At 58.0% G+C, this 24,015-nt stretch carries 20 protein-coding genes; 15 read left to right on the top strand and 5 right to left on the bottom strand.

Going from position 1 to position 24,015, the window contains the following annotated elements:
* Positions 1-51: 51 nt before the first annotated feature.
* Complete coding sequence (locus PQR32_RS33940) at positions 52-1,083, top strand: helix-turn-helix domain-containing protein (RefSeq protein WP_408237678.1); 1,032 nt, start codon at positions 52-54, stop codon at positions 1,081-1,083.
* Positions 1,084-1,468: 385 nt separating this feature from the next.
* On the opposite strand, the gene PQR32_RS33935 is transcribed toward PQR32_RS33940, so the two are convergent.
* Positions 1,469-2,374 carry a LysR family transcriptional regulator gene (locus PQR32_RS33935; RefSeq protein WP_408237675.1) on the bottom strand — a complete coding sequence of 302 codons (906 nt, stop codon included), beginning with the start codon at positions 2,372-2,374 and terminating at the stop codon, positions 1,469-1,471.
* 98 nt (positions 2,375-2,472) lie between these two features.
* On the opposite strand from PQR32_RS33935, the gene PQR32_RS33930 reads away from it, so the two are divergent.
* The 4 genes from PQR32_RS33930 (at position 2,473) to PQR32_RS33915 (ending at position 4,856) form a co-directional block, all read left to right on the top strand.
* Complete coding sequence (locus tag PQR32_RS33930) at positions 2,473-3,501, top strand: aldo/keto reductase (RefSeq protein WP_408237672.1); 1,029 nt, start codon at positions 2,473-2,475, stop codon at positions 3,499-3,501.
* A 1-nt stretch (position 3,502) separates the two neighbouring features.
* On the top strand, positions 3,503-3,940 hold the full coding sequence (locus tag PQR32_RS33925; protein ID WP_408237669.1) for an SRPBCC family protein: 438 nt from the start codon (positions 3,503-3,505) through the stop codon (positions 3,938-3,940).
* Between the two features lie 341 nt (positions 3,941-4,281).
* Positions 4,282-4,611, top strand: a complete 330-nt coding sequence (locus PQR32_RS33920; protein WP_408237666.1) for a hypothetical protein — start codon at positions 4,282-4,284, stop codon at positions 4,609-4,611.
* Positions 4,608-4,856 (top strand): flavin reductase family protein, encoded by a 249-nt coding sequence (locus PQR32_RS33915; RefSeq protein WP_408237663.1) that lies wholly within the window; start codon positions 4,608-4,610, stop codon positions 4,854-4,856. The genes PQR32_RS33920 and PQR32_RS33915 overlap by 4 nt, the downstream gene beginning before the upstream one ends.
* A 413-nt stretch (positions 4,857-5,269) precedes the next feature.
* Here the strand turns inward: PQR32_RS33915 and PQR32_RS33910 are convergent, their stop codons facing one another.
* Positions 5,270-6,220 carry a LysR family transcriptional regulator gene (locus PQR32_RS33910; RefSeq protein ID WP_408237660.1) on the bottom strand — a complete coding sequence of 317 codons (951 nt, stop codon included), beginning with the start codon at positions 6,218-6,220 and terminating at the stop codon, positions 5,270-5,272.
* A gap of 306 nt (positions 6,221-6,526) precedes the next feature.
* On the opposite strand from PQR32_RS33910, the gene PQR32_RS33905 reads away from it, so the two are divergent.
* From PQR32_RS33905 to PQR32_RS33885, 5 genes are all read left to right on the top strand, one after another.
* A complete protein-coding gene (locus PQR32_RS33905) occupies positions 6,527-10,006 on the top strand; it encodes an indolepyruvate ferredoxin oxidoreductase family protein (RefSeq protein WP_408237657.1) in 3,480 nt (1,159 codons plus the stop codon).
* A gap of 629 nt (positions 10,007-10,635) precedes the next feature.
* Complete coding sequence (locus PQR32_RS33900) at positions 10,636-11,490, top strand: AraC family transcriptional regulator (protein WP_408237654.1); 855 nt, start codon at positions 10,636-10,638, stop codon at positions 11,488-11,490.
* Between the two features lie 152 nt (positions 11,491-11,642).
* The gene (locus PQR32_RS33895) at positions 11,643-11,978 is read left to right on the top strand and encodes a cupin domain-containing protein (protein WP_408237651.1); all 336 of its coding nucleotides are present in this window, start codon (positions 11,643-11,645) and stop codon (positions 11,976-11,978) included.
* Positions 11,979-12,299: 321 nt separating this feature from the next.
* Positions 12,300-12,827, top strand: a complete 528-nt coding sequence (locus PQR32_RS33890) for a flavin reductase family protein (protein ID WP_408237648.1) — start codon at positions 12,300-12,302, stop codon at positions 12,825-12,827.
* Between the two features lie 149 nt (positions 12,828-12,976).
* Entirely contained in the window at positions 12,977-13,966 is a 990-nt protein-coding gene (locus PQR32_RS33885; RefSeq protein WP_408237645.1) for a quinone oxidoreductase family protein, read from the top strand.
* Between the two features lie 185 nt (positions 13,967-14,151).
* Here PQR32_RS33885 and PQR32_RS33880 read toward each other — a convergent pair whose 3' ends face one another.
* The 3 genes from PQR32_RS33880 to PQR32_RS33870 are packed head-to-tail and all read right to left on the bottom strand — an operon-like array spanning position 14,152 to position 16,311.
* Positions 14,152-15,270, bottom strand: coding sequence for a substrate-binding domain-containing protein (locus PQR32_RS33880; protein ID WP_408237642.1), 1,119 nt, complete (start codon positions 15,268-15,270; stop codon positions 14,152-14,154).
* 53 nt (positions 15,271-15,323) lie between these two features.
* The gene (locus PQR32_RS33875; protein WP_408237639.1) at positions 15,324-15,704 is read right to left on the bottom strand and encodes a Rossmann-fold NAD(P)-binding domain-containing protein; all 381 of its coding nucleotides are present in this window, start codon (positions 15,702-15,704) and stop codon (positions 15,324-15,326) included.
* Positions 15,673-16,311, bottom strand: a complete 639-nt coding sequence (locus tag PQR32_RS33870) for an NAD-dependent epimerase/dehydratase family protein (RefSeq protein ID WP_408237636.1) — start codon at positions 16,309-16,311, stop codon at positions 15,673-15,675. The genes PQR32_RS33875 and PQR32_RS33870 overlap by 32 nt, the downstream gene beginning before the upstream one ends.
* A gap of 599 nt (positions 16,312-16,910) precedes the next feature.
* On the opposite strand from PQR32_RS33870, the gene PQR32_RS33865 reads away from it, so the two are divergent.
* From PQR32_RS33865 to PQR32_RS33845, 5 genes are all read left to right on the top strand, one after another.
* On the top strand, positions 16,911-18,035 hold the full coding sequence (locus PQR32_RS33865; RefSeq protein WP_408237633.1) for an LLM class flavin-dependent oxidoreductase: 1,125 nt from the start codon (positions 16,911-16,913) through the stop codon (positions 18,033-18,035).
* Between the two features lie 1,242 nt (positions 18,036-19,277).
* Positions 19,278-20,393 (top strand): sugar ABC transporter substrate-binding protein, encoded by a 1,116-nt coding sequence (locus PQR32_RS33860; protein WP_408237631.1) that lies wholly within the window; start codon positions 19,278-19,280, stop codon positions 20,391-20,393.
* 64 nt (positions 20,394-20,457) lie between these two features.
* Positions 20,458-22,047, top strand: coding sequence for a sugar ABC transporter ATP-binding protein (locus PQR32_RS33855; RefSeq protein WP_408237628.1), 1,590 nt, complete (start codon positions 20,458-20,460; stop codon positions 22,045-22,047).
* Positions 22,044-23,021 carry an ABC transporter permease gene (locus PQR32_RS33850; protein ID WP_408237625.1) on the top strand — a complete coding sequence of 326 codons (978 nt, stop codon included), beginning with the start codon at positions 22,044-22,046 and terminating at the stop codon, positions 23,019-23,021. Before PQR32_RS33855 ends, PQR32_RS33850 begins: the two co-directional genes overlap by 4 nt.
* Positions 23,018-23,989 carry an ABC transporter permease gene (locus tag PQR32_RS33845; protein WP_408237622.1) on the top strand — a complete coding sequence of 324 codons (972 nt, stop codon included), beginning with the start codon at positions 23,018-23,020 and terminating at the stop codon, positions 23,987-23,989. The genes PQR32_RS33850 and PQR32_RS33845 overlap by 4 nt, the downstream gene beginning before the upstream one ends.
* The last annotated feature ends 26 nt before the right edge of the window (positions 23,990-24,015 follow it).

The raw sequence follows: 24,015 nt of genomic DNA, 5'->3' as shown, positions 1-24,015 counted from the left end.
CGAGCGATCCTAGGCAAAGTGGGACTCGTCGCTTATTTTCGGGAGGCTGCAATGGCAACGCAGCAAGGAACGACTACTTCTACGGAAGCAGGGTTGGAGCAGACGGGTTCAGTGGCCGGGGCCAGCAACGCGCCCGCGTCACTGAGCGTTGTTGGGGCTGTGAGGCTCGCGACCTCGAGCGTCGCGACGGACACCTATGTCCGGGAGTTCGCCCACCTGTTCAACGTGGACACGGCACACACGCTTACCACCACCAGTCTGAAGACGGCACAGCTGACGGCAACGCATATGTATTCGTCCGTTCACGGGCTAGGAAAGAGCGCGCCAATGCCGACGGAGGACGCATATATCCTCTCGTTGCAATTGCAACACTCGGGAGGAGCGGAGCTCTGGAAGCGAGGTCGACGGGTTCCGACAGAGCCTTATGTGCCGGGCTCAATCATGCTGGGTCATCTTTCCGATGAGCCTGTAGCGAACCTGCCAGACCCGTTTGAGTGCATCCTTTTTCATATCCCGCGCCCCGCCTTTGACGAACTGTGCGGGCTGTCGGCTTTGCCGCCAGTAGGAGAGCTGGATGACGTCAACCGGACAATCGACCCCGTTTTACACCATCTGGGCCTGGCTCTCGTCCCAGCGATGGCTGACCCACAGCTTGCAGGCAGTCTTTTCTTTGATCATGTCGCACATGCCATGTACGAACGGCTTGCTACGACATACGGACGCTTCCGGGGGCCGTTGCCTTCGCGCTGTCGGGTTCTGTCGAAGACGCAGGAGCGCATAGCCAAGGAATTGCTCGTAGCGGACCTGCTGGTCGAGCCACCTCTGAGCGACATTGCAAGGGCGTGCGGGCTATCGGTAAGACAGTTTGTCGACGCATTTCGCAGCACAACAGGGATGCCGCCATTCCGATGGTTACGCGCCTATCGGATAGAGCGCGCGAAGGAGCTGCTTCGTCGCAGCGCATTGTCGCTCGCGGAAATCGGAGCCGCTTGCGGATTCGCAGACCAGAGCCATTTCACGAGGACGTTCTCGGCGGCAACAGGAACTACACCGGGTGATTGGCGCCGTGCGTGTGGCACCTAGTGCCGCCAATTGCGACCGACTGCTGGACGAGGTCCAAAGAAGTTAGCGAACCAGGCCATCAACTCAAGCCGGGGCCCCGGGTCCCGGAGACAGACGACGGTAGCTGTCGGGGCGCCGGCAGATACGGATAAGGTATGCGCAGGTCCCCTGGCAACGTTCTCCTCTGCATTGATGATGCCGCTTGCGCGGCGTGCCACGGGGCAATCCTATGGACGACGGTGCACCGTCTTCCCTCTCTGTTGATCGCGATTCCTGAAGGATTCCAGGTGGATCGAACTATCGCAGTTTCGCCGGAGATACAACGCCCGCGATTGCGGCCGGTTCGCGGAGCTTTCTCGAAGCTGTCGCGCGGGGCGCGGTCACCAGGTGCATATGGTTTGGATGCCTATTGACTCAGCACTCTCACGTCTTTTATTAGAGTCAGTCTGAAAATCTCAACGAGTGGGCGCAAATTGATCCTGTGCCATGCGACCCATAGCGGCGTGCGGTAGGTGAACCAGGGCACTTCTCGCAACACGACGCCTGTCGGGGCCTGATGACGAAGGCTCCGCTGAATCATCGCGACCCCGAGGCCGGCTGCCACCAGCCCCAATGCCGTCAAAGGCTCCGTCGCTTCCATTGAGATCGCGGGTGTAAATCCGGCGCGCGCGCAGGCCGCTACAAAGGTGTCATGGTTCAGCACGTTCTCCCTATGCAGCACGGCAATCCAGTCGAGCTTGCCCAGTGCGGCTGGCGTGAGCTTGGCTGCGGTGGCTAGCGGATGCGAATCGGGAACCGCAAGCAGCATCGGGTCGCTCAGGAGTTGCGCGCAGTCGAGCTCCGGGTCGTCCGTGAGCGGCGGCTCGCAGACCAGCGCGACATCGAGACTGCGTTGCCGTAGCCCCTCCAATTGCTCGGACGACGGCAGGTTGTAGAGCGCGATATGCACGGCAGGCCGGTCCTTTCGCAAGATGCGAAGCGCGTCCGACAGCACACCCGAATGCATCGCGTTTTCCAGATAGCCGATGCACAGGCCGCCCTCATCGCCGCGGCCCAATCGGCGCGCAAGCGACTCCAGACGATTCGCGTGCGTCAGCAGCGCACGCGTTTCCTGAAGAAACGTACGGCCGTCGGATGTCAGCCGGATGCGCTGCTGGCTACGCTCGAAAAGCGTCAGACCAAGCCGTTCCTCCAACTGAGCGATTTGCCGGCTGAGCGGCGATTGCGAGATATGCAGCCGCTCCGCGGCTCGGCCGACATGTTCCTCCTCGGCAACCGCGACGAAATATTGAAGTTGGCGGATATCGAGCACTTAAGACCTCATGGGACGTAAAATTATCAAATTATGTCTTGGACGGACACGTTTCTGCAACCTAAACTCAGTTCACTTTCATTCACAAGAGGTTCGAGATGAGCATCAGAGATAAGCTGCAAGGCGTGCTGGGCTTCGGCACAGCGCCGTTGGGCAACATGTATCGCGACATCCCCGAGGCAGAAGCGCAGGCCACCGTGGATGCGGCATGGGAACAGGGCGTGCGCTACTTCGACACGGCGCCGTTTTATGGCGCAGGGCTCGCCGAAATCCGTTTGGGCGCAGCGCTGCAAAAGCGCAATCGTGACGACTACGTGCTGAGCACGAAAGTTGGCCGGCTCGTTCTCGATGAAATCGAAGAACCCGCCGCGCGCGACCTCGGTGAGAAAGGAGGGCTTTTCGAGTTCGGCCGTCCGAACAAGCTCGTCAACGACTATACGGCGGACGCCACGCTTCGCTCGATAGAAGACAGCCTCAAGCGCCTGAATACCGACCGTCTCGACATCGTCTGGGTACACGATATTGCCCAGGATTTTTACGGCGACGAATGGCTCGCGCAATTTGAAACCGCGCGCAAGGGCGCGTTCCGCGTGCTGAGCCGTCTTCGCGAAGAAGGGGTCATCAAGGCGTGGGGGCTCGGTGTGAACCGCGTGGAACCGTGCGAACTGACGCTCGACCTCACTGAAGCGCAGCCCGATGGCTTCCTGCTCGCCGGCCGCTACACACTGCTCGACCATGAGCGCGCGCTTCAGCGTCTGATGCCGGCGGCCCTCCAGAAGAAGGTGGATATCGTCGTCGGTGGTCCCTATAGCTCCGGGGTGCTCGCCGGCGGCACGCACTTCGAATACCAGAAGGCATCGCCGGAAATTCTCGCGAAGGTCGAGCGTATCAGGACCCTCGCGCAACGCCACCACGTCAGCGTCAAGGCGGCGGCATTGCAGTTTTCGCTGGCAAACCCTGCCGTCGCTGCGGTGATTCCCGGCGCCAGCAAACCTGAGCGTATCGCCGAGGACTTTGCGGCCTTGTCTCAGATAATCCCTGCTGCTTTCTGGCAGGAGATGCGCGAGCAGAAGCTCGTCGCCGCCGACGCTCCTTTGCCAATGTCGTCCGCACGTACGGGAGCCTGAGATGGCGCAGACCTCGGCATCACTCGAAGTACCTGCAACCGCCGACCGGGTTTGGCAACTGATTGGCGGCTTCAACTCCCTGCCTGACTGGCTGCCGCTCATTGCTGATAGCGAGTTGAGCGAAGGCGGCCGGGTTCGGCACCTGAAGACCGCGGACGGACACGTCATCATTGAACGGCTTGAAGCGTTCGATCAGAACGCGCGCTCGTACAGTTATTCGATCATGGAAGCACCGTTTCCCGCTAGTGACTACCTGGCCACTCTCAGCGTGCAGGAAGTCGCTGGGACCGGTTCATCACTGGTGACGTGGTCCGGGAGTTTTTCGCCGGTTGGGGTCAGTGACATTGAGGTCGTCCAGCTTTTTCACAGAATCTACGAGGAGGGGTTGGTGGCGTTGAATGATTCGCTTCAGTCAGGCGACAAAGAAAGTCTACGGTAGGTCGGGTTGCGCGGAATGCCTCGTTGGGTGCTAGGCTGGGGCCCACAGACAACTTGGGTCCACCGGGACGCAGGCGTGGCAACTGGTGGTCGCAAGCGAGCGCGCTTATTAGCGAGAGCCGGATACTTTCCCGAGGACTACCGCTTTGGCGCGCCGAGACAAAGCAATGATCGGCCCACGGTATCTGCTAGGGCTTACCTAACCGTGGCCTGGCATGACGTCGATATAGACGGTGTAGCGCTGAACGTCTCTGGGTACCGATCGATGCATCAACTTACGGGTATGTGCGTCTGCTCTCACGTCGCAACCTAGTCATCATCATCTAAGACACGTGGTTCACCGTGAGTGCGCGCATCAGGCAGCAACTGCGTAGTGGCGAAAGAAGTGTTTGTGCCGGACCACCGCTGCTGGACATCAATGCCGCGGTAAACAGCCACTATCCTACGGAGTTCAAGGACGAAGCGGAGTATCGTGGGCCGTTCGCGCCGGTCGAGGCGCTTGTTCGCGTCGGCGCGCAGCCAAGAATGGGCCGCGCCGCTCTCAAGTACGTCATCGAGAAGGCACCCCAGCGTGCGATCGCGTACACGACAGTTGAAAAGCAGACCTATTCGATGGTGTTCCACAGTCGCGGTTCAACGACACCGTGCGCCTTGGCGTCTGCTACGGCGTGAACTTCGTGGAAGAAAGGCAGCAGGCAAGCAGCGCGTACTTTGATGGGAAACGGGATGACACCCTCGACGTGGCTTACATTACACGCCGGGAGCTGCCATTGATTGATGCAAGCCTAGCCCACATCGTCGCGCGCACTGCGGCGATTCACGAAGCCGGCGACCGTCTCCTGTATATCGGTCATATCCAGCACCTGCAGCTGGGCGAGCAGCGAAAAATCCTCGTCTTTTACTGCGGAAAGGTATGAGCAGATAGCGGCGCACGCGCTGGCAGTAGGGTGGGCAGTCACCGCTGACTGCTGGTAATTGTTTCGCATGCGATGAGCATTGCAGGTCAAATCGCGCGGCCATCGCGCAAGTTTCGCGATTCGACCGGTTTTCTGAGGTGGCGAAAGAGTTAATGAGCAGCAAAGTGGATATCTGTTTCGCTTTGGCGTATGCGGACTACACGCCGCGACCAGGCGCTCTGCCGCGTGGTCGGTCTCGTGCACAACCGCGCCAACAGTACGGAGTTCACCTTTGCTGATGGATGAACTCGATGCCGTCGCCGACGTTTCTCATCGTCGGCCAGTCTTCCATACCGCACGCGAGGTGCCGCCGTGAACTCCCATCAGCAACTCAACAACTCTAAAGTCGAATCCCGCTGTGCATGTTCCGGAACCTAGTCAGCCGATGCAGGCAATCCGCCCAAACTCACCTTAGTTAGTGTGTTAATCAGCATCTGCGCACCAGGCGAAATTGGCGCACTGCGACGAGTTACGAGTTCGTACGGCTCGCTGCGCGACGCCACACGAAGCGAGAGCTGTGTGGCCCACCCCTGAGATGTGCAGAATTCCACGACTGGCACTGGCAGCAGTGCAACGTATTGTGGGTCTTTTCGCAGAAGCGACATCGTCGTAAAAGCCGATGTTGTTTCCACAACATGCACAGGCATTCGAAGCCCGGCTTCATGGAATTCACGTTCGAGCAATCGTCGAATTGGCATATTGGTGCGATACACAATCCAGCGGGCATCCTCGAGGTCGGCGAGGCTCAGGTGCTGCACGTGAACAAGCGAATGTCCCGCACTTGCGATAACGGCAAGCGTTTCGTGCTGGATGATGACGCTCGTATAGAGCTCCGGTGCGCGACTCACACTTGTCCGGCACAACGCCAGCTCAATGCGTCCTTCATCGAGCAGGTCAAGCAGAGATGCACTCGTGTCTTCCAGAACCTCCACTGACATCTTCGGCTGTTGCGACAACAGGAGATTGATGCCATCGGCTAGCAGCGGCACCGCTCCCATGATTGTTCCTGCGGACACCCGTCCTCCAAAACCGCGCATGACGCCAATCAAATCTTCACGCAGGTGGGCGATATCGGTCTGGAACAGGCGCGCGTAGCGGATAACGCAGTGGCCCGCGGCGTTGGGTTCGAGGCCCCGGTTCGTCCGGACGAAGAGCTCGACGCCGAATATGGACTCGATCTCACGGAGCGCCTTGCTCGCGCCGGGCTGGGACATTGAAACCGCCCTCGCGGCGTTCAGCAGCGAGCCATGGTCCGCCAGTGCCGCGAGCAGGCGAAGCTGCTTGGCATGCAGACGGCCAACAATTGAATTGAGTGACGGAATCATCAGGGTTGCCTTCCAGCTATATCACTATCCCGAAGTTTCAATATCCGGCTGCTCGCAGCATTTTTATACTGCGGATATGAATGCAGCAGTGTACACAATCGATGTCCCACAGGAACGGCATGGGCAGGCTGCCACGGGCAACTTCGAGACGAGGGCAACGTCGGCCTCGACGACGTCCCGTTCGACCGTCCAATGCCTGAGCCTCGCAAGAGCGGGCAGAGCCGAAAGACCAGCATGGCACCACCAGGCAAATAGCGTTATCTGGAACTGGAAGGCTCAATCGGCTAAACCCACCGCCACGAAGGAATGACCGTGACCCTGCGAACAGTGACGCTTGACGACAAGTACGCCCTCGACAGTGGGCGCGTGTTCCTGACCGGCGTACAGGCCCTTGTGCGTTTGCCGTTGATGCAGCAACGACGCGACAAGGCAGAAGGGCTGAATACCGCCGGCTACATATCTGGATACCGTGGCTCGCCACTGGGTACATACGATGCCGAACTTGGGAAAGCCCGCAAGTTTCTCAGCGAGGCGAATGTTGTCTTCGTGCCGGGGATAAACGAAGACCTTGCGGCGACAGCAGTTTGGGGCACGCAGCAGGCCGAGGTCGATCGAGAGGGCAAGTACGACGGCGTCTTCTCCATCTGGTACGGTAAGGGCCCAGGGGTTGACCGCAGCGGAGACGCCTTCCGTCACGCCAATCTCGCTGGAAGTTCTCGGCAGGGCGGCGTGCTGCTGTTGATGGGCGACGACCACACGTGCGAGTCGTCGACTACCTGCCATCAATCGGAGTTTGCGTTGGTCGACGCGTCAATCCCCATCCTGAGCCCGAGTGGAGTACAGGAAATTCTCGATTATGGCCTGTATGGCTGGGCCATGTCGCGATACTCGGGGTGTTGGGTTGGCATCAAGTGCGTGAAAGACGTTGCTGACGCCTCTGCTGCAATCGAAGTCGACCTTGAGCGCGTAGCGCCGCAAATTCCGACGGCGTTCGAAATGCCGCCGGAAGGCCTGAATCTCAGACAACCGGACACACCCCAGCAGCAGGAATTCCGGCTTCACAATCATAAACTCGATGCTGTTCGCGCTTTCGTCCGAGCGAACGGACTTGACAGGGTTGCACTTGGCACGCCTCACGCGCGAATCGGCATTGTGACGCACGGCAAGAACTACCTCGACCTCCTGCAGGCTATTGATGACCTGAACCTCACAGAGGACGACCTGCAGTCCAAAGGCGTTGCCATCTACAAGGTTGCCTGCACCTGGCCACTTGAGCCTCAGGGTATCCGGGGCTTCGCCTCCGGGCTTGAACTTCTCATGGTCGTTGAGGAAAAGCGCAGTCTCCTTGAATTCCAGATTAAAGACATCCTTTACCGGCAGCCTCACGCTCCGGTCGTCATCGGAAAGCACGACGAGCAGGGCAAGAAGCTCTTTCCGGTCGAAATGGCGCTCAGTTCGATTCAGATTGCAATCGCTCTTGGCGAACGTATCGCGCGACATACGGGTGACGCAGGTTTCGCAGAGCGGGTTGCATTCCTGCGTGAGCTGAGCCAGGTGGAACTCATGCCTGAGGCCATGTTGCGTAGCTTTTACTTCTGCAGTGGCTGCCCGCATAACTCGTCGACCGTTATTCCTGAAGGAAGTAAGGCCTACGCCGGCATCGGTTGTAGCTGGATGGCGCAGACGATGGAGCGCAACACGCTGGGCTTCACTCAGATGGGCGCCGAGGGGATGGCGTGGGTTGGCGAGGCACCGTTCTCAAAGCGCGGTCACATGTTCCAGAACATGGGCGATGGCACCTATTTTCATTCGGGCCTGCTCGCCGTCCGCGCGGCGATTGCTGCTGGGACCAACATCACTTTCAAGATTCTGTACAACGACGCGGTGGCGATGACCGGTGGTCAACGCCATGACGGCCAGCTCAGCCCAATGGCTATTACGCGGCAGGTGCGCTCTGAGGGCGTGAACCGCATTGCAGTCGTGACGGACGACCCATCAAAATATCCAGCTGATGCGGGGTGGGCAGGGGGCGTGACCATCCACCACCGCTCCGAACTACAAAAGGTTCAAGAGGAGCTTCGCAACGTTCCAAATGTGACTGTGCTGGTGTACGACCAGACCTGCGCGGCAGAGAAGCGTCGGCGTCGAAAACGCAACCAGTTCCCCGACCCCGCCAAGCGCCTCGTCATAAACGACCTTGTCTGCGAAGGCTGCGGCGACTGCGGGGCGAAATCCAACTGCGTTTCGCTGGTGCCCCTTGAGACAGAGCACGGGCGCAAACGCGCAATCGACCAGTCCGCCTGCAACAAGGACTACTCGTGCAACAACGGCTTCTGCCCAAGCTTCGTGACGGTGCATGGCGGTAGCCTCAGAAAGGGGGGCGCCATCAAACCGAACATCGAACTGTACCCGGCACTGGTTGAACCTGAACAGCCATCTGTCGAACGTGGCGTCTATTCCATCATCGTGACGGGCGTTGGTGGTACTGGGGTTGTGACCATCGGAGCAGTGCTGGGGATGGCTGCTCACCTTGAAGGCAAGGGTTGCGGAATTCTCGACATGGCTGGCCTTGCCCAGAAGGGTGGCTCGGTATGGTCGCACCTACGATTCGGAAAGAGCCCAGCCGCTATCAAGGCTATCCGTATCGCCGCGGGTGGTGCGGATGTGGTTCTGGGTTGCGATATCGTCGTGGCCGCGAGCCGCAAGACGCTCGCCGCGACGCGAAAGGGCGCGACACACATGCTCGTAAACACGCACGAGGCCATGACAGGCGAATTTACGCGCCATCCCGACCTCAGATTCCCTGCGCCAGAAATGCGAGAAGCCATCAGTGACGCCGTCGGGGGCGACCGTGCGGAGTTTGTTGACGCGACAAAATACGCCCTCAACCTGTTCGATGACACAATTGCGGGCAATATGTTCATGCTCGGCTACGCCTACCAGCGTGGTCTCATCCCGGTTGGCTCCGAGGCTATCAACGCTGCCATTGAACTCAACGGCGCGTGTGTCAGGATGAACCAGGAAGCGTTTCTCTGGGGGCGCTGGGCTGCTCTGTCGCCCACATCAGCCGAGCGCGCACTTTTGGCGGCAAAGCCGATGAGCGAGTCCCTCCGGATTTCGTCAACACTTGGCGAATTCATCGAGCGCAAAGTCAGGTTCCTTACTGACTATCAGAATGCCGCATACGGACGTCGTTTCCGGGAACTCGTCGGCAAGGTTTGTGAGTGGGAGCGCAGGGTCATGCCGAACGAGGAGAGCCTCACGCGCTCCGTGGCAAGCGGCTATTTCAAGGTGCTCGCGTACAAGGACGAGTATGAAGTCGCGCGGCTTCATTCTTCGCCGGAGTTCGTAGAGAGCATCCGGCAGCAGTTCGAGGGAGACTTCCGTATCGCATTCAATCTTGCACCGCCACTTTTTGCAGGCAAAGACGAACTGAGCGGCGAGCCGCGCAAGAAAGAGTATGGGGCCTGGATTCTGCCCGCGTTCCGGATGCTCGCGAAGATGAAGGTGCTGCGGGGAACCGCGCTCGACGTGTTCGGATACACGACTGAGCGACGGATGGAACGCGGCCTGATAGCTCGCTATGAGCAGACGGTTGACGAGGTTCTGCGCCACGGCACCGTGCGCAATTATCAAACCGCTCTGCGTGCGGCAGGCATGGTGGAGAAGATTCGAGGATACGGACACGTTAAGGAGCGCAACTTCAGGTCCGTAGACGCGGAATGGACAAACGCCGTCGCCCAGTTGGCGAAGCCGTCGGTGATTGAGCTCAAGCAGGTCGCCTGAACACCATGACGGCCGGAGAACATGCGTGATATTCGATTTCGACCTGGCAGGGACGACCTTCCGGTAACAGGCGCGTTCCGTGGGCTCGGGCCCAGTCGCTTTCCAATACAGGCCAGACTGCCCATCTCCTTCGGGGCTCGTGAAGTTCCTTTACGATTGGGCTGCCGTGCTTGGACCGCTCTTCTCGCGCGCGTGAGGCTCACTTCCCATATGACCGATGGGTAGCCTGCCATTGCCGGTTTCCTTACTCATGCCCATTACTGCGCGAGGTATACCTGAGGCTGGGACGTTCGATTTTGCGTTTTGTCAGGCGATTGCGGTTTGCCGTCGGCGCACACGTCCCCCGGCCTTGGGCATTCAGCGAGATTTCGCTGTGCCTTTAGCACAGCTGCGCTATCGTACTTGTTGCCAACAGGCAGCACACGAGTTTGAGCCTGATTCGGTCATCGGGGGACGCGGCGGCGGCTAGAGCGCAGCGATACCCGGGGCTTCAGCGACTTGCAGGACTTCGAACAACGTCGATGCTCATGCCGAGCGGGGCGATGCGAAGTGTCTGTGTGCACTGCAGCATACGAAGTCGTTCCCCGCGGGTCTCGAAGAGACGACAGAAGAGCATAGGAGACGACGAAATGTCAGACGCTCTAAGAATTCTTCACGGAGAGTTTGGTCGCGTCGCACTGGTACTTATCGATAAGCCCATGGCGGTCCATGCTCATCGTGTGTGCCACATCATATTCAAGGTCGGCGGGGGAGCAATCGACTTTGGCATCCGGGAGCGGCAGCATCGCCTTGACGCGAGAACCGTACTCCTCGTTAATGCCTGGGAGCCCCACTTCTATGCGCAGAAACCCCTTTCGCCGCCCGCCACACTTCTCGCGCTCTACCTGGAGCCGGATTGGCTTTGTAAAGTTGATCGTCGCTTCTCGCTGAGTGCACATCCCCGGTTTTTCAGTAGCCCTGGTTGCGAAGCGGAAGGCAGGATTGCACGAATTCGTGACGGGCTGCTGGATATGCTTGCTGCAAGGGAATCATCTTCGGGGAGAATCGTGGAGGACAAAATCGTCGCGCTCATCGGTGAAATCACCGCGAAGGCTCAACCTTCACCCCACCTTTCGGCATGTGAGTTGATAGGAGGAGTGGCATTCGACGCACGCATCCGGCATTGCATCGAGCTCATGCAGTACACGAGTGGGATTACCGTTGATTTCGACGAGATCGCGCGCTCGCCGAACCTCTCCCGACCTCACTTTTTTCATCTCTTTCGCAAACAGACAGGCGTGACGCCGGCAACATTTGCGACGATGCTGCGCATGGAAGCCTCGATAGCCCGCGTTTCTTCGCCCGACGCGGCTTTGATGGAAATCGGCTGGCAGATGGGGTTCGACTCGCCCGGCAACTTCACACGTTTCTTTGTGGCCCAACAGGGGGTTACACCTAGCCAATACCGTCGGAAAGTGGAGTTGGTCACCCCGATTTCCCGGTAAGGCGCGAAAAGGACCATCCGGAAAGATAAGTCGACAGCTCAAGCGTCAGATTGCAACCTATAACGAAAAGAACCAGGCGACGACCTGGAAGTAGTTCTTCTGCGGCGACCTTCGGGATGACCGATGAACAGTCCAACATATAGGAGACAATCATGGCCGGAGTAGGTAGCGAAAAGGTTTTCGAGAACGACAAGGTAATCGTGTGGAACTTCACCCTCGAACCCGGGGAGTGCACGCCCCTTCACACCCATGAGCGCGACTACGTGTGGTATGCGATTGCTGGTGCGCCGCTCCAAATCTATGACGAAGAAGGTAAAGACCTCGGGGTCTTCGACGTCCCCACTGGTGGAATCTTCTCGTTAAAGTTGGAGCACGGCTACCTGGAGGTGCTCTCGGAGATTGGCAAGGGCGCGCGCGTGCCCGCGACGCATAAGGCTCTCAATGCCGGGCCTACCAGCTACCGCGAAGTCCTCATCGAATATAAGTAACGCACGTCCGTTGCGACGATGTTGGTTGCAGCCGAACATCGTCGCATTGCCGTGAACAGTTTGCGCGTTCAGCGAAAAGCGGAGGCTGCGACCTCCGGCCCATAACGGAGGATGCCCGCGCAGTGCAACCGCGTCGCAGATGAAATCAAACGCGTGCTGTAGACGGCTCGCTCTGCTCCCGCGCGCGAGCGCTCGCAGTCGAGTCGATATTCGGAAAATTAGAAAAGTAATTTCGCCAAATGTGAACACTGTTCTCGGGGTGTTCGGTGCTACTGTTGTTGCCTTCTGATGGGTGTCAGTAGAACAGAAGGAGACGCGGAAGTGCAAGAAAATATCGAGAGGATTAGCCGTCCACTAGAGCTTGCCGCGAGCTTCATGTCGGCCATGAGCCGGGTCGCATCATCAGTAGCGCTGGTCACCACTATCGACGAAAACGGCCAGCCGCATGGCCTCGCCGCGACGACATTCCTCTCAGTGTCAATGAACCCGGCTTCCGCGCTGATATGCGTAAACCGTTCGGCAAGCGCATCGCCGGTGATAAAAGACAGCGGGGTATTCTGCGTAGTCCCGCTGCAATCCATTCATGAGGAAATCAGCGCTAGATTTATCCGGCCAGACAATCGAGACAAGCGATTTGTCCACAGCCGTTGGCGAACTGGACCTGCTGGATTGCCATTCATCGATGATGCGTCCGCGGTGTTCTGCTCCGTTGCCCGAGAGGTGGAGCACGGCACCCACACGGTCATCATCGGAAATGTGCACAGCGTCATCGTGCCAGAAGTACAAGACTCCCTCGTTTATATGGGAGGGCGATACGTGCGTCTGGATGCCGGTGACGTGGAAAATTGAGAGCAAAAAGTTAGATGGAATCGAGCGCGGTGGTTTCGCTCCGCGCGAGGAATCAATCAGGAGACAGCATACGCAAAAGGGGTCGACTGAGTTGTATGGACGACGCAATTGCGCTGTTAATTTAGTGCGCAAAAACTGGAGAGATGTAAATGAGTTGGGAAGCTGACGAGGTACGGATTCATGAGTTTGGTGGCCCGGAACAGATGCGACTGGAGAAGGTAACACTTCGAGACGTTGCGCCGGGAGAGGTTCTTCTGAGGCAGGATGCCGTGGGCATCAACTTCGTGGACACCTATCATCGCCGAGGCCTGTTTCCGATTGGCGAACTACCGCGTGCACTTGGCGTGGAAGCCGCCGGGATTGTTGAGGCAGTCGGCGAGGGAGTGACGCGGGTCCGTGTAGGCGACCGTGCCAGCTATCCGAGGTCAGTGACAACGGGTTCCTACGCCAGCCGCCGCATCATGCCGGAGGCGGTGCTCATGCGCCTTCCCGAGGGCATCAGTAACGAGGTCGCTGCAGCTATCAGCCTGCAGGGTATGACGGTGCACATGTTGCTGAAGGGCGTTCGCGAACTCAAGCCGGGTAACACCATTCTCGTTCATAGCGCTGCGGGCGGTCTTGGCTTGTTGCTGGTTCAGTGGGCCAAGAGCATCGGCGTGCGGGTCATCGGCACAGTCGGCTCGCCTGAAAAGGCGGAGCTGGCAAAGTCTGTCGGCGCAGATGAAACCATCCTCTACAAAGAGGTCGACTTCGCGGAAGCGACGAAGGAGCTGACAAAAGGCGAAGGCGTCGATGTTGTCTACGAGGGCGTCGGTGGTGACACGCTCAAGCGCTCGCTCGCGGCTATCAAGCCGTTCGGCCTGGCGGTCAATCTTGGACAAGTTGGCGGGCCGTTGCCCACGTTGGACCTGGCAGACCTCGGCCCATACCAGTCTCTTTCGGTGTGCGTGCCGGGCCTCTCGCCCTATCTGAAGACCTTGCCGGATATTCAGGTGGCGGCAGATGAGCTTTTTGGAAAGGTCCTGTCTGGCGCATTGAAGGTGCACATCGGCGCGCGGTTCCCGCTCGCCGCGGCCGCCGACGCTCATCGCCTGATTGAAGCCGGCAAATCGATGGGGTCCGTCATCCTCGAGGCCTGACGCTCGAGCGTCCTAAGGCCAGCGCGCGTTTCTGGCCTTGATGAGAGAGTGGCCGCCTTTGGGGGCGACCACTAGTTACTCGTCGAGTATGTCGCCCGCAGGATGACGCCCCCGTTCTCTGCAGCGCCGGCTGTCACATACCACCGCAAACCTGGGGCACGCGTCGGTCATCTGAAGCTTGCGGGCTATTTGTCTTTCGCCGAAAGTTTCGTGAATTCCTGAGGTTTGAGCACGACACCACAGTTGGTGTAGCTGGAGACGGTCTCGTAGCTGTCGGGCAGCTCAGGAAAGTAGTTGACATTGACCTTCATGTCCCTGGTCATTGCATGAAGAGGCGGAAGGTAGGCGAGAGAAGGGAGGGCTTTGCCTCGGAGTAGTGCGATGGCTGCCTGCACCGCTACGGGGCCCTGACCGGGAGACGTTGAAATAGATATCCCGGGGATTTTCTGAGATACCAACGCCTTGACGAAACCATTGACCGCGTCACCGCCGACGGGTGTTGCCGGGCTGTTCGCTGCCTTGAGAGCGTTAGTTACGCCTTGGCACCCGTGCTGACAAACAATTGCGTCGAAGTCGCCATTCACGGCGATGGCATCGGAGACGACTTTCTGAACGGTGCCGGTATCCCAGTTGCCGACCACCTCTGTCACCTGAATGTCCTTGTACTTATCCAGGACCTCGCGCGCGCCAGCGTGACGGGCTCGGTCATTTGGGGCACCCGCCGGTCCGCGCACTTCGAGCAATCGGCCTTTCTTTGTTGGCATCAGGTCGATGACCGTTTGCGTTTTAAGTACGCCGAACGCCTTGAAATCCGGAGTGACTTTGAAGACGTCGGGACTGTCCACAACGTTGTCGAATGACACAAGCACTGTGCCCGCCTTCTTCGCGCGCCGGATAACAGAATCGAACGCCTTGGGGTTCACCGCATCAAAGACGATTGCGTCATATCCGACCTGGATGAAACTATCGATTGCAGCGATTTGGGCGACAACGTCGGACCCGGTGCCAACTACTTTCAGTTCCTTGATGTTCTTTGCATTCTCGGGTCGGGCGACCCACGCCTGCGTTTCCTGAACCATCTGTGTGAGCCACGGAATGCCGTTGAAGCCATAGACCAGCGCCACCCTGTAGGGTCCTGTGCGAGCCGGGTACTGAATCGTTCCGGCAGAAGCCGACGCGGGGGTATAGCAGGCGGGCATGAAAGTGTCGGCGGCCACCACGGCCTGCGGTGCCATTGAGGCGCCAAGCGCCAGTACCATGGCGCTCGCAAATGCGTGAGGAGCGAATCTGGATATGTATCTCATTGTTGTCTCCGCCAGTCTCATTTCAATTTAGTTCCAGCAATATCGGTACGCACCTAGGGAATCAGGCGGTAATCACGTAGCCGACGCAAATGGGAAAGAATGCTCTGATGCGAATCGACGCATGCGCCGAAGCCAGCCTGCCGAATCTTGATGGTGCTTTGGACCATGTCGGTGCCGAAGTTCGGCTGACCATCAAGAAATGGCCATGACACCAGCTCGGACCACGGTATCGGCCTCAGATTGTGCTTTTTGATTGTCCTTTGCCAGAGGGCTTCCTTGTCCTGCATCTGTTCGGCAAGAGACATGGGCTGGGGCGGGGCAACCGCCATAACGAAGAACTCCGCCACGTCAGGCCAGAGGCGCTGCCACCGGATGTTGTCACCGTTCGTGACATTGAAGATTTCATTGCGAGCGGAAGGAGAGGTTCCACTCACGACTGGTCACCGCAAAGGCCGCGATTCCCATGACAAGATTCATGGGCGAGCCAATGCTTGGCCCAATTACAGCGTCTGGCCTCAGTACGGTCCAGTCGTAACCCTCCGCCTGTGCGTGTGCCCAGAGGATATCTTCCTGGTCGTTGTAGAAAATCGGACCCATGAAGCGCGGGTCACTTTCTTTGGGGGGAGATTTGTAGGGTCCCAGGTGCTCGGCGTATGATTTGCCTCCACCGATTAGAACAACTGACTGCAATTTCGCGCCCGCATTTCGAAGCCCGTCGAGTACGTTGTCGAGCATCGAGGCATTGGGCTCGACAGCCGCCGTCATGGATTCCCTCTCGGCGTATGCGCAGTAAACAACGTCGGTTACGCTTTCGAGTCTGGAGCGGGCATCCCTTATCTCTGCAGGATTAAGCAAATCGATGCGCAGGTGGTCCGGTGCTGGAACTTCGGCGAGCATGTGTGCAGGTGCCGCACGTCGTGCGGCAGTCAGGACGGTCCAGTCGGTGTTTCGCATAGTGCTCGCTACGGCCGTCCAGACTGCGCCGTAGCCACCCACAATGAGGAGTCGTGAAGCTGTCGCAGACCCTGTGTTCGTCGTCATGGTCACCTTTCTGAAGGTTAATCGGACAATGATGCGGATACGTCGTGTTGCCCTGGGTCCATGTTATGCGCGAGGCCTGCTCTGAAGCGCTTTGAGATTTGACTCGTTCTTACGCACGGCCCTGAGACGGACGATATGAGTGAACGAACTATGAGTCAATATTCATTTGTGATTCATAAGTCATTTTCAGGGTAAACGACACGCTTCTCGAGCTGGTTAAGAGTCGTCAGTTTTTATGAAATCTGTTTTCTGAAATCTCAGAAAATCAATTACATGGCCGTCATTCATTCTGTGGACCACGACCAGATGAATGGATATATTTCGGTATGCATAATATGCAGTAAAGAAACGAAATAGCCGCAAACACCATCGATGTTTTCGACGCGGTGTCGCCGGAGGCCAAAGAACCTCCGGTGTGCGTCGACGGCTGCAAAGTCACCCGAATTTCAGACTATTGATGCGTCCGAGGAGTCCCCGAAAGCGCTGGCACCGTCTACCTGCGTCCTGGATAAGCGGACCGGCTTGTTGTGTCACCAGAATCAGAATGTACCGCGTAGACGGTCAGATGCTGGTCTTACATAGAAGCGTTAGGAGATGAAATGAAACTTGGCATTTTCATGCAGCCGCTGCACCTGTCCGGCGCCCCGTATCACGCAATGTACGACATGGACATCGCGTGCGCCATTCACGCGGACAAGGTAGGTTATGACGAGCTCTGGATGGGCGAACACACTTCGCAGCGAACGGAGCCGGTAACCAACGCGCTACAGTTTCTCTCGGCACTGATTCCCCTTACGGAGCGCATCAAACTCTGCACGGGTGTGTTGAACCTGCCGCATCATCACCCTGCACGCATCGCGGCGGACGCAGCTATGTTCGACCATATGTCGAAAGGGCGCTTCATTATGGGCATTGGTCCAGGTGGCCTCGCATCGGACTTTGAGGTGTACAAGAGCGACCACAAGGCGAGCGGGGCGATGCTCGCGTCCTGTTATCAGATGATTCGCGCTATCTGGAACACCGATGCGCCATACGACCTGAAGACGGCGCATCACAAGGTCAGCATCAAGAACACTGTTCACGAAGACCTGGGCGTCGGGCTGATGCCGGTCCCTTATCAGAATCCGTTCCCGCGGTTTGCGACATCCGCGATGAGCAATTTCTCCAGCACCGCGAAACTTGCGGGCGCGAACGACTGGGATGTGATTTCGGCCAACTTCAATCTGGCGTCTACTGTCGCCTCGCATTGGCAGGCATACAGCGATGGCGCACTGTCGGCCGGGGTCAAACCCGACAGTCGGAACTGGCGTGTCGCCCGTTCCGTGTTTGTCGCCGACTCACAGGCAGAGGCGGACGAATACCTGGCTCGTGAAACAAACGCGCTGGCCACATACTTCGACTTCATGGTCACCCACCTGAAAGTTATCGGTTACGCGAGCATCTTCAAGTCAAGCCCCGACATGACGGACGACGAAGTTAACATCGAGCACTGCATCCGCGAGATGGTTATTGCCGGTGACGCGAACTCGGTCGTTGACCAGTTGGTCGCCTTCAGTGAAAAGACGGGGCCGTTCGGCACTCTCCTCACCACATTTCATGAGTGGGACGACGAGCCGCTCTGGCGCCGTTCAATGGAGTTGACGGCGAAGCAGGTGATGCCGAAGCTGAGCGAATACATGGAGCCTCGCCTTGCCGAGGCGCAGCAGGCCGAGTACGCACGTTAAGTGTTGTTTCGGACGCTGTCAGGGCGCTCGCTGCAATTGCAGAGGACGCTGGTCAGCAGTTTGCTGCGATCTATCTGGTTAAAGCGGAGCAGTGCATGAGTGCTGTTTCGTTTTTCCGAAACGAGAAATCGTAATTCTTGTGAGGGACCAGAGGAATCTCCTGTGCGGTCCTGCCGCTTGCGTGCACTCCAGGGACACGCGAGCGGCTTTTATATGAAGCAACGTCTTTAAACGGGACAGTGCGCGAAAATTCGCTGGCGTTGCCCGGGAGATGTACGCACGGGTGCCGCTCCTCGGCATGGACGATACGCTGCACACCGATTCTGAGGGCGTCAATGGCGCTGGGCTCTTCACTCTTGAGGGCTGGCGGACCATTGCAACCGGACTGAAGGAGTCTGGATAGAAATCAAACTTTCCGAAGACAGCCCGTATTCATCGGCGGTCTCAAAGCCAACTTCAGAATGGCCTGACGAAATTCAAGACCCTATCATCCACGAAAGCCCCAGCTGCGGATAACGCACGCCTCATTTCGGGTTTGAACCCTTCCTCGGGAGACTGGAACTCCTTTCTCTCAGTAAGACCAGCGCCATGCGCACACAGAGCGCTGCCAGTCGACGGCCCCCACGGGGCCGCGCGTCTATGTGGAATTCCTCTCATGTCTCGCCAGCGACCCAATAGTCAGGCGGACCGCGGCATCACTTCAACAGTGTCTTCGGTTCACGAGAGCGACGATAGGAGCGAATGAGCCGTGAGTCAATATTCATTTCGCAAATCCGACCTGATTTGAGGGTAAACGACATTGGGATGCGGTGAACGTTACATACGGCATTCCATGTCATGAATCAATTATTTTCGCAAGTCGCCTGATTTCACTTTTTCTGAAATCTGTTTTCTGAAGTTACCGAGAAAGGATTGCCGGAGAGGTCATTTATCCTGTGCTTCACACGGCCTGAAAACACTTCGTTCGGCGGCGCTTAACAAAGGTTTCGTAAGACGAAGTGAGCAATCGGGACGGGTGATTTTATTCGGATAGGCGACCTATTAAAGTTCGGTATCCGAAATAAAGTAGTCTGGTTTTTGTAAGTTTGGTTGCAAACCAAACAGTATTGCCCAGTGAGGTCAAGAGGTACGTCAGTGGTAGTAGGAAGGGCGGTTGGCCTTCAGCGGGGCTGCCCGAACCGAAAAACAGATGCGGCCAAAAGAGCTTGCGCTGTGCGGCTTGAGAAAATATTGGAGACGAAAATGAAGCGTGCAACGAAAGGTGGAATCCCGTTGGCGACGGCAGTTGTACTGGCGGCGGCATCGCTGGGTATGTCACTGTCATCTGCGGCAGCGGACACATACATGCCTGCGTGCTACAAGCCCGCGCCAGGAGTGACAACGACGATTAAATATCCGGCTCGACCTGGTCCGTACCGGGTAGCATTGGTCAACGGCTATACCGGCATTCCATGGCGTACCCAGATGATTCAGGAAAGTCGCGCGTGGGCTGCACGACCGGACAACGCACGCAACATCAAGGAGTTGAAGGTTGTCAGCACTGGTGCCGATGTAGCAGCACAAATCGCCGCCATCGACAACTTCATCGAGGCCGGCTATGACGTGATTGCGTTTGACGCCGTCAACCCCAAGGCATTCGATGCCGTCATCCGGCGTGCGAAGAAGGCGGGGACAGTCCTGGTTTCGTTTGATAACCCGGTCGACAACTCAGACATCCTGCAGATTACCCCGGAATGGACCCGCTTCGAGACCATCCGTACCCAGGTCATTCTTGACCAGATGCCGGTCAAGAAGGGCAGACTGCTTGAAGTCCGGGGGCCGGCCGGCAACGCTGCTGACCGCGACCTGCACGCTGGAATGCAAAAGGTCCTCAGCAACTACAAGGACATTCAGGTAACCGAGGTTGTTGGCAACTGGGATACTGGGACGGTCCAGAAGGTGGTCTCAGATGCAATCGCTGTCAACGGAAACTTCGACGCGGTAACTTGCCAATATGGGTGCCAGGGCGTTACGCGCGCGCTCCAGGCCGCGCGCAGTCCTGCAATTCCCGTTGGAGGCGACGCTGCCAACGGATTCGTGAAGGCACTTGCTGCGCAGAAGCTGCCGGGTGTCGCGGTGTCGACATCCCCTGGCCAGGGTCCTGTTGCTCTGCAGGCGGCGGTAGCTCTCATGCAAGGGAAGACTTTCCCGACCCGTGCGTACCTGCCGATTCCGTATGTCCTGACGAAGGACATGAAGCCTGACGTCAATTATTTTCCCAATCTCCCGGACACGTACGAAACGGTCGCAAGTTACGTGGACTGTGGCATCTCCTTCACGCCCCAGGAAGTCAACAAATTCCTGGCTGACAACAACTGAGCGTTTGACTGCGGATGTCGCATTCGATGCGACATCCATCAATTGATGTCACGAAGAGAGGTACATGGTGAATACACATAACGTGATTGACGGCTTTCTGCGCCTGGACGGCGTAACGAAGCGCTATGGCGGCACGACCGCCTTGAAGGACATCTCGTTTAACGCCGCACGAGGTTCGATTCATGCAATCCTCGGCGAGAACGGCGCAGGTAAAAGCACCCTGATGAAAATCCTCGCCGGCGTAGTCAAGCCTGACAGTGGAACGGTCACCCTCGGCGGCTTGCCCTTGAGTATGTCGACACCTTCCGACGCGTTGGAGAGTGGAATCGTCTGCATATTTCAGGAGCTGTCGCTCGTACCGCATTTAACGGTGGCCGAAAACATTTGCGTCAGAAAGCCGCCGCGCCGTTTCGGCATGGTCGACGGCGCAAGCCAGAACGCAGAGGCCGCCAGCGTACTGGCGCAGATGGGGTTCGAGGGAGAATTTAATCTCTCGGAACGGTGCTCAGACCTTTCGCTCTCCAAGCGGCAAATCATCGAAATCGCCAAGGCCATTATCCAGCGTCCCCGTGTTCTCATTCTGGACGAGGCGACTTCCGCCCTCGCCGCGGGCGACGTCAACAAAATCCTAAGTCTGCTTAGAAGGTTACGCGAGGACGGTGTTTGCGTGCTCTTCATTTCGCACCGTATGCACGAAATCGATGCTTTGGCGGATACCTGTTCCGTTTTTCGCAGTGGCGAACGCGTTGCGAGCTTCCCGGCGGGCACGCGCTCACACGAAGACATCGTCAGGCTCATGATTGGGCGTCCAATTGCACAGGTCTACCCACCGAAGCCAGAGGTGGCGTCGGCACAACCTCCTTACCTGCGGTTAGCTGGGTTGAACTGGAACAACGTGCTCAAAGGGATACACCTGCAGGTTCGGCCAGGTGAGATTGTTGGGCTTGGCGGTCTCGATGGGCAAGGGCAGCGTGAACTGCTGCTGGCGCTGAGCGGGGTTCTTGCAAACGTGGAAGGCGAAATCCATGTGGGCGACAGACTGGGTGTGCCCGCAAGTCCGAGGGCAGGCAAAGGTCGGGACTTCCAGCTCGCCTTTGTTCCGGAAGAACGAAAGACTGAAGGTCTGTTCATTCGGCGCTCGGTGGCGGACAACCTGAGCGTCGCCGCGCTAAGCCGGTTCACCCGGCGCGGTGCCATCGAGGACAGGGCTGAGAAGTCGATGGTCATGGAGCTGGTCCTTGCATTGCAAATCAAGGCGCCAGACCTGTCGTTGCCGGTCGGGACGCTCTCTGGAGGGAACCAGCAGAAAGTCCTCTTGGGAAAGTGGCTGGCGACCAAACCGAAATTGCTACTGTTAATGGACCCGACCCGCGGCGTCGATGTTGGCACCAAACAGGAGATATATCGACTCTTTCGCGACCTGGCGGAGAAGGGCATGGCCATTCTTCTCTACTCGAGCGACTACGACGAACTGATTGGGCTGTGCGATAGGGTCGCGGTTATGTACGACGGAAAAGTTCGTTCGGTCCTCTCCGGTGCGAGCCTGAATGAGCAGCAGATTCTGATGGACTCGATGAATCTGTCCAGTGCCGGGCCTACGCAGAGCCCTGCTTCTGTCTCACAGGATGTACAACTCGGGAGTTACGCGCGATGAAAACCTCAATGCCTTTGTTCTTGCGGTACCAGTCGCGCTATCTGATGGCGGGTGCCGTCCTCGTCGCACTGCTGGTTCTCTTCCTTTGCATCCATCCGCGTGGCGCTTCAGTGAACGTGTTCACTGCGTGGGCCAATCAGGGCGTTGGTCTTGCTCTCGTAGCAGTTGGGCAAACAATCGTTGTGCTGGCCGGCGGAATCGACATCTCAATCGGCTCCATCATGGCACTGTGCAACAGCGTAACCTCGGAGCTGGTTCAAGGTAGTCCGGCACAGGCGGCGGCCGGTATCGCTGCCGTGCTTGCAATTGGCGCATTGTGCGGCCTGGTCAACGGGATGATTATCGTGTTTGGCCGCATCCAGCCGATCGTCGCGACCCTCGGTACAAGCGCTGCTTACACAGGTGTTGCACTCCTTGTGCGGCCGGCGCCGGGCGGAAGCGTATCCGAGGGCCTAAGCGACGCATTGACAGGGGCTTTCGCAGACTGGTTCCCAACCTCGCTTCTTTACCTGTTAGTCCTCGTGCTTCTTCTCTGGCTGCCGGTCAAACGCTCGCTAACGGGAAGAGCCATCATGGCTGTCGGCTCGGCAGAGGCGTCCGCATTCATGTCGGGGCTCCCGGTCGCGAGAGCCAAGGTCGCGGCATATACGCTAGCAGGCATGTTCGCTGCAACGGGTGGACTATTCCTCGCACTTCAGACGCTCAGCGGCGACGCGACTACGGGCATGCCATACACGCTTAATTCGGTAGCCGCGGTCGTGTTAGGCGGAACGGCGCTGAGCGGAGGTACAGGGAGCGTGCTGGCTTCCATCGCTGGCGCTTTTATCCTGCGCACGATTGGAAGCCTGATGTTTTTCCTGGGCGTTCCCCCATCCGCGCAACCGCTCTTCGATGGTCTTGTTCTCGTGGGTGCGGTGGTGGTCGGCGCGCTGGGACTGGTCGGGATTCGCAACCGGTTGGAGGTGTTTCAATGAACCATCCTATTTTTCCACGCATCTTCATGGACACATCGACCCGAGCACTACTCATCGTGCTCGCGATACTGATTGCGGTCGGCGGAATGGTGCACGACCAGTTTTTGTCTCCGCGTTATCTGTTGCTTCAACTTCAGAGCGGAGCGCTGCTAGGTATCATCGCGGCCGGTGCGATGCTGGTCATTCTCGTGGGCCATATCGACCTTTCGGTCCCGTGGACACTGGGTATTTCGGCTATAGTATCGACGGCGGTGATGCAAGCTGGTGCCGGGAGTGCGTGGGCGGAGCTGAGTCCGCTGGCTGGCTTGCTCGCAGGTGCGGCCATCGGTGTCCTGAACGGCTTCGGCATCGCTTACCTGCGCATTCCGTCTCTGATATGGACACTCGCGATAAACGCAATATTGCTTGGCGCGAGCGCGTTCTACGCGGGCAACGCAGTGGTTGCGAGCCAGCCATCACACCTGATGACGATGCTGGGAAGCGGCAAACTTTTCAATGTCGTACCTAACTCCGTCCTGCTTTGGGTTTTCTTTTCTGCCGGGCTCATGTGGCTGCTGCGTCGTACGGTGATTGGCCGGTACATCTATCTGGTAGGGTCCCGGGAGAAAGCCGCCTATCTGTCCGGTATCGACACACGCCGTGTTGTCATGGGTGCCTTCGTTTTGTCCGGTCTATGCAGCGCCATAGCAGGAATGCTGCTCGCAGGCTACTCAGGTCAGGCGTATCAAAGAATGGGTGACCCGTATCTGTTGCCGGGTATCGCAGCGGTAGTTGTTGGCGGCACGAGTATTCTCGGCGGGAAAGGCACTTATGGCGGCACCATTGCTGGGGTTCTGGTGATTACCCTGATTAGCAGCATGCTATCGCTGATGCACGTCCCGGAAGCCATCAAGCAGATTTGCTACGGCGTTTTGATTGTGGGCATGGTCTGTCTCTACAGCGTTCGCCAAACAACCGCGACTGCCTGACACCTATAACGTTGCCGGCGGGTGTG

The sequence above is a fragment of the Paraburkholderia dipogonis genome, from assembly GCF_046027395.1.
Lineage (GTDB): Bacteria > Pseudomonadota > Gammaproteobacteria > Burkholderiales > Burkholderiaceae > Paraburkholderia > Paraburkholderia dipogonis_A.
The sequence above is the reverse complement of the archived record's forward strand: the minus strand, read 5'-3'. Positions and strand labels throughout refer to the sequence as shown.

Excerpts from the sequence above, each read along its gene's own strand:
- PQR32_RS33940 (WP_408237678.1), top strand. The coding sequence starts at position 52 with ATGGCAACGCAGCAAGGAACGACTACTTCTACGGAAGCAGGGTTGGAG.
- PQR32_RS33930 (WP_408237672.1), top strand. The coding sequence starts at position 2,473 with ATGAGCATCAGAGATAAGCTGCAAGGCGTGCTGGGCTTCGGCACAGCG.
- PQR32_RS33925 (WP_408237669.1), top strand. The coding sequence starts at position 3,503 with ATGGCGCAGACCTCGGCATCACTCGAAGTACCTGCAACCGCCGACCGG.
- PQR32_RS33910 (WP_408237660.1), bottom strand. The coding sequence starts at position 6,220 with ATGATTCCGTCACTCAATTCAATTGTTGGCCGTCTGCATGCCAAGCAG.
- PQR32_RS33905 (WP_408237657.1), top strand. The coding sequence starts at position 6,527 with ATGACCGTGACCCTGCGAACAGTGACGCTTGACGACAAGTACGCCCTC.
- PQR32_RS33900 (WP_408237654.1), top strand. The coding sequence starts at position 10,636 with ATGTCAGACGCTCTAAGAATTCTTCACGGAGAGTTTGGTCGCGTCGCA.
- PQR32_RS33895 (WP_408237651.1), top strand. The coding sequence starts at position 11,643 with ATGGCCGGAGTAGGTAGCGAAAAGGTTTTCGAGAACGACAAGGTAATC.
- PQR32_RS33885 (WP_408237645.1), top strand. The coding sequence starts at position 12,977 with ATGAGTTGGGAAGCTGACGAGGTACGGATTCATGAGTTTGGTGGCCCG.
- PQR32_RS33880 (WP_408237642.1), bottom strand. The coding sequence starts at position 15,270 with ATGAGATACATATCCAGATTCGCTCCTCACGCATTTGCGAGCGCCATG.
- PQR32_RS33870 (WP_408237636.1), bottom strand. The coding sequence starts at position 16,311 with ATGACGACGAACACAGGGTCTGCGACAGCTTCACGACTCCTCATTGTG.
- PQR32_RS33865 (WP_408237633.1), top strand. The coding sequence starts at position 16,911 with ATGAAACTTGGCATTTTCATGCAGCCGCTGCACCTGTCCGGCGCCCCG.
- PQR32_RS33860 (WP_408237631.1), top strand. The coding sequence starts at position 19,278 with ATGAAGCGTGCAACGAAAGGTGGAATCCCGTTGGCGACGGCAGTTGTA.
- PQR32_RS33855 (WP_408237628.1), top strand. The coding sequence starts at position 20,458 with ATGGTGAATACACATAACGTGATTGACGGCTTTCTGCGCCTGGACGGC.
- PQR32_RS33850 (WP_408237625.1), top strand. The coding sequence starts at position 22,044 with ATGAAAACCTCAATGCCTTTGTTCTTGCGGTACCAGTCGCGCTATCTG.
- PQR32_RS33845 (WP_408237622.1), top strand. The coding sequence starts at position 23,018 with ATGAACCATCCTATTTTTCCACGCATCTTCATGGACACATCGACCCGA.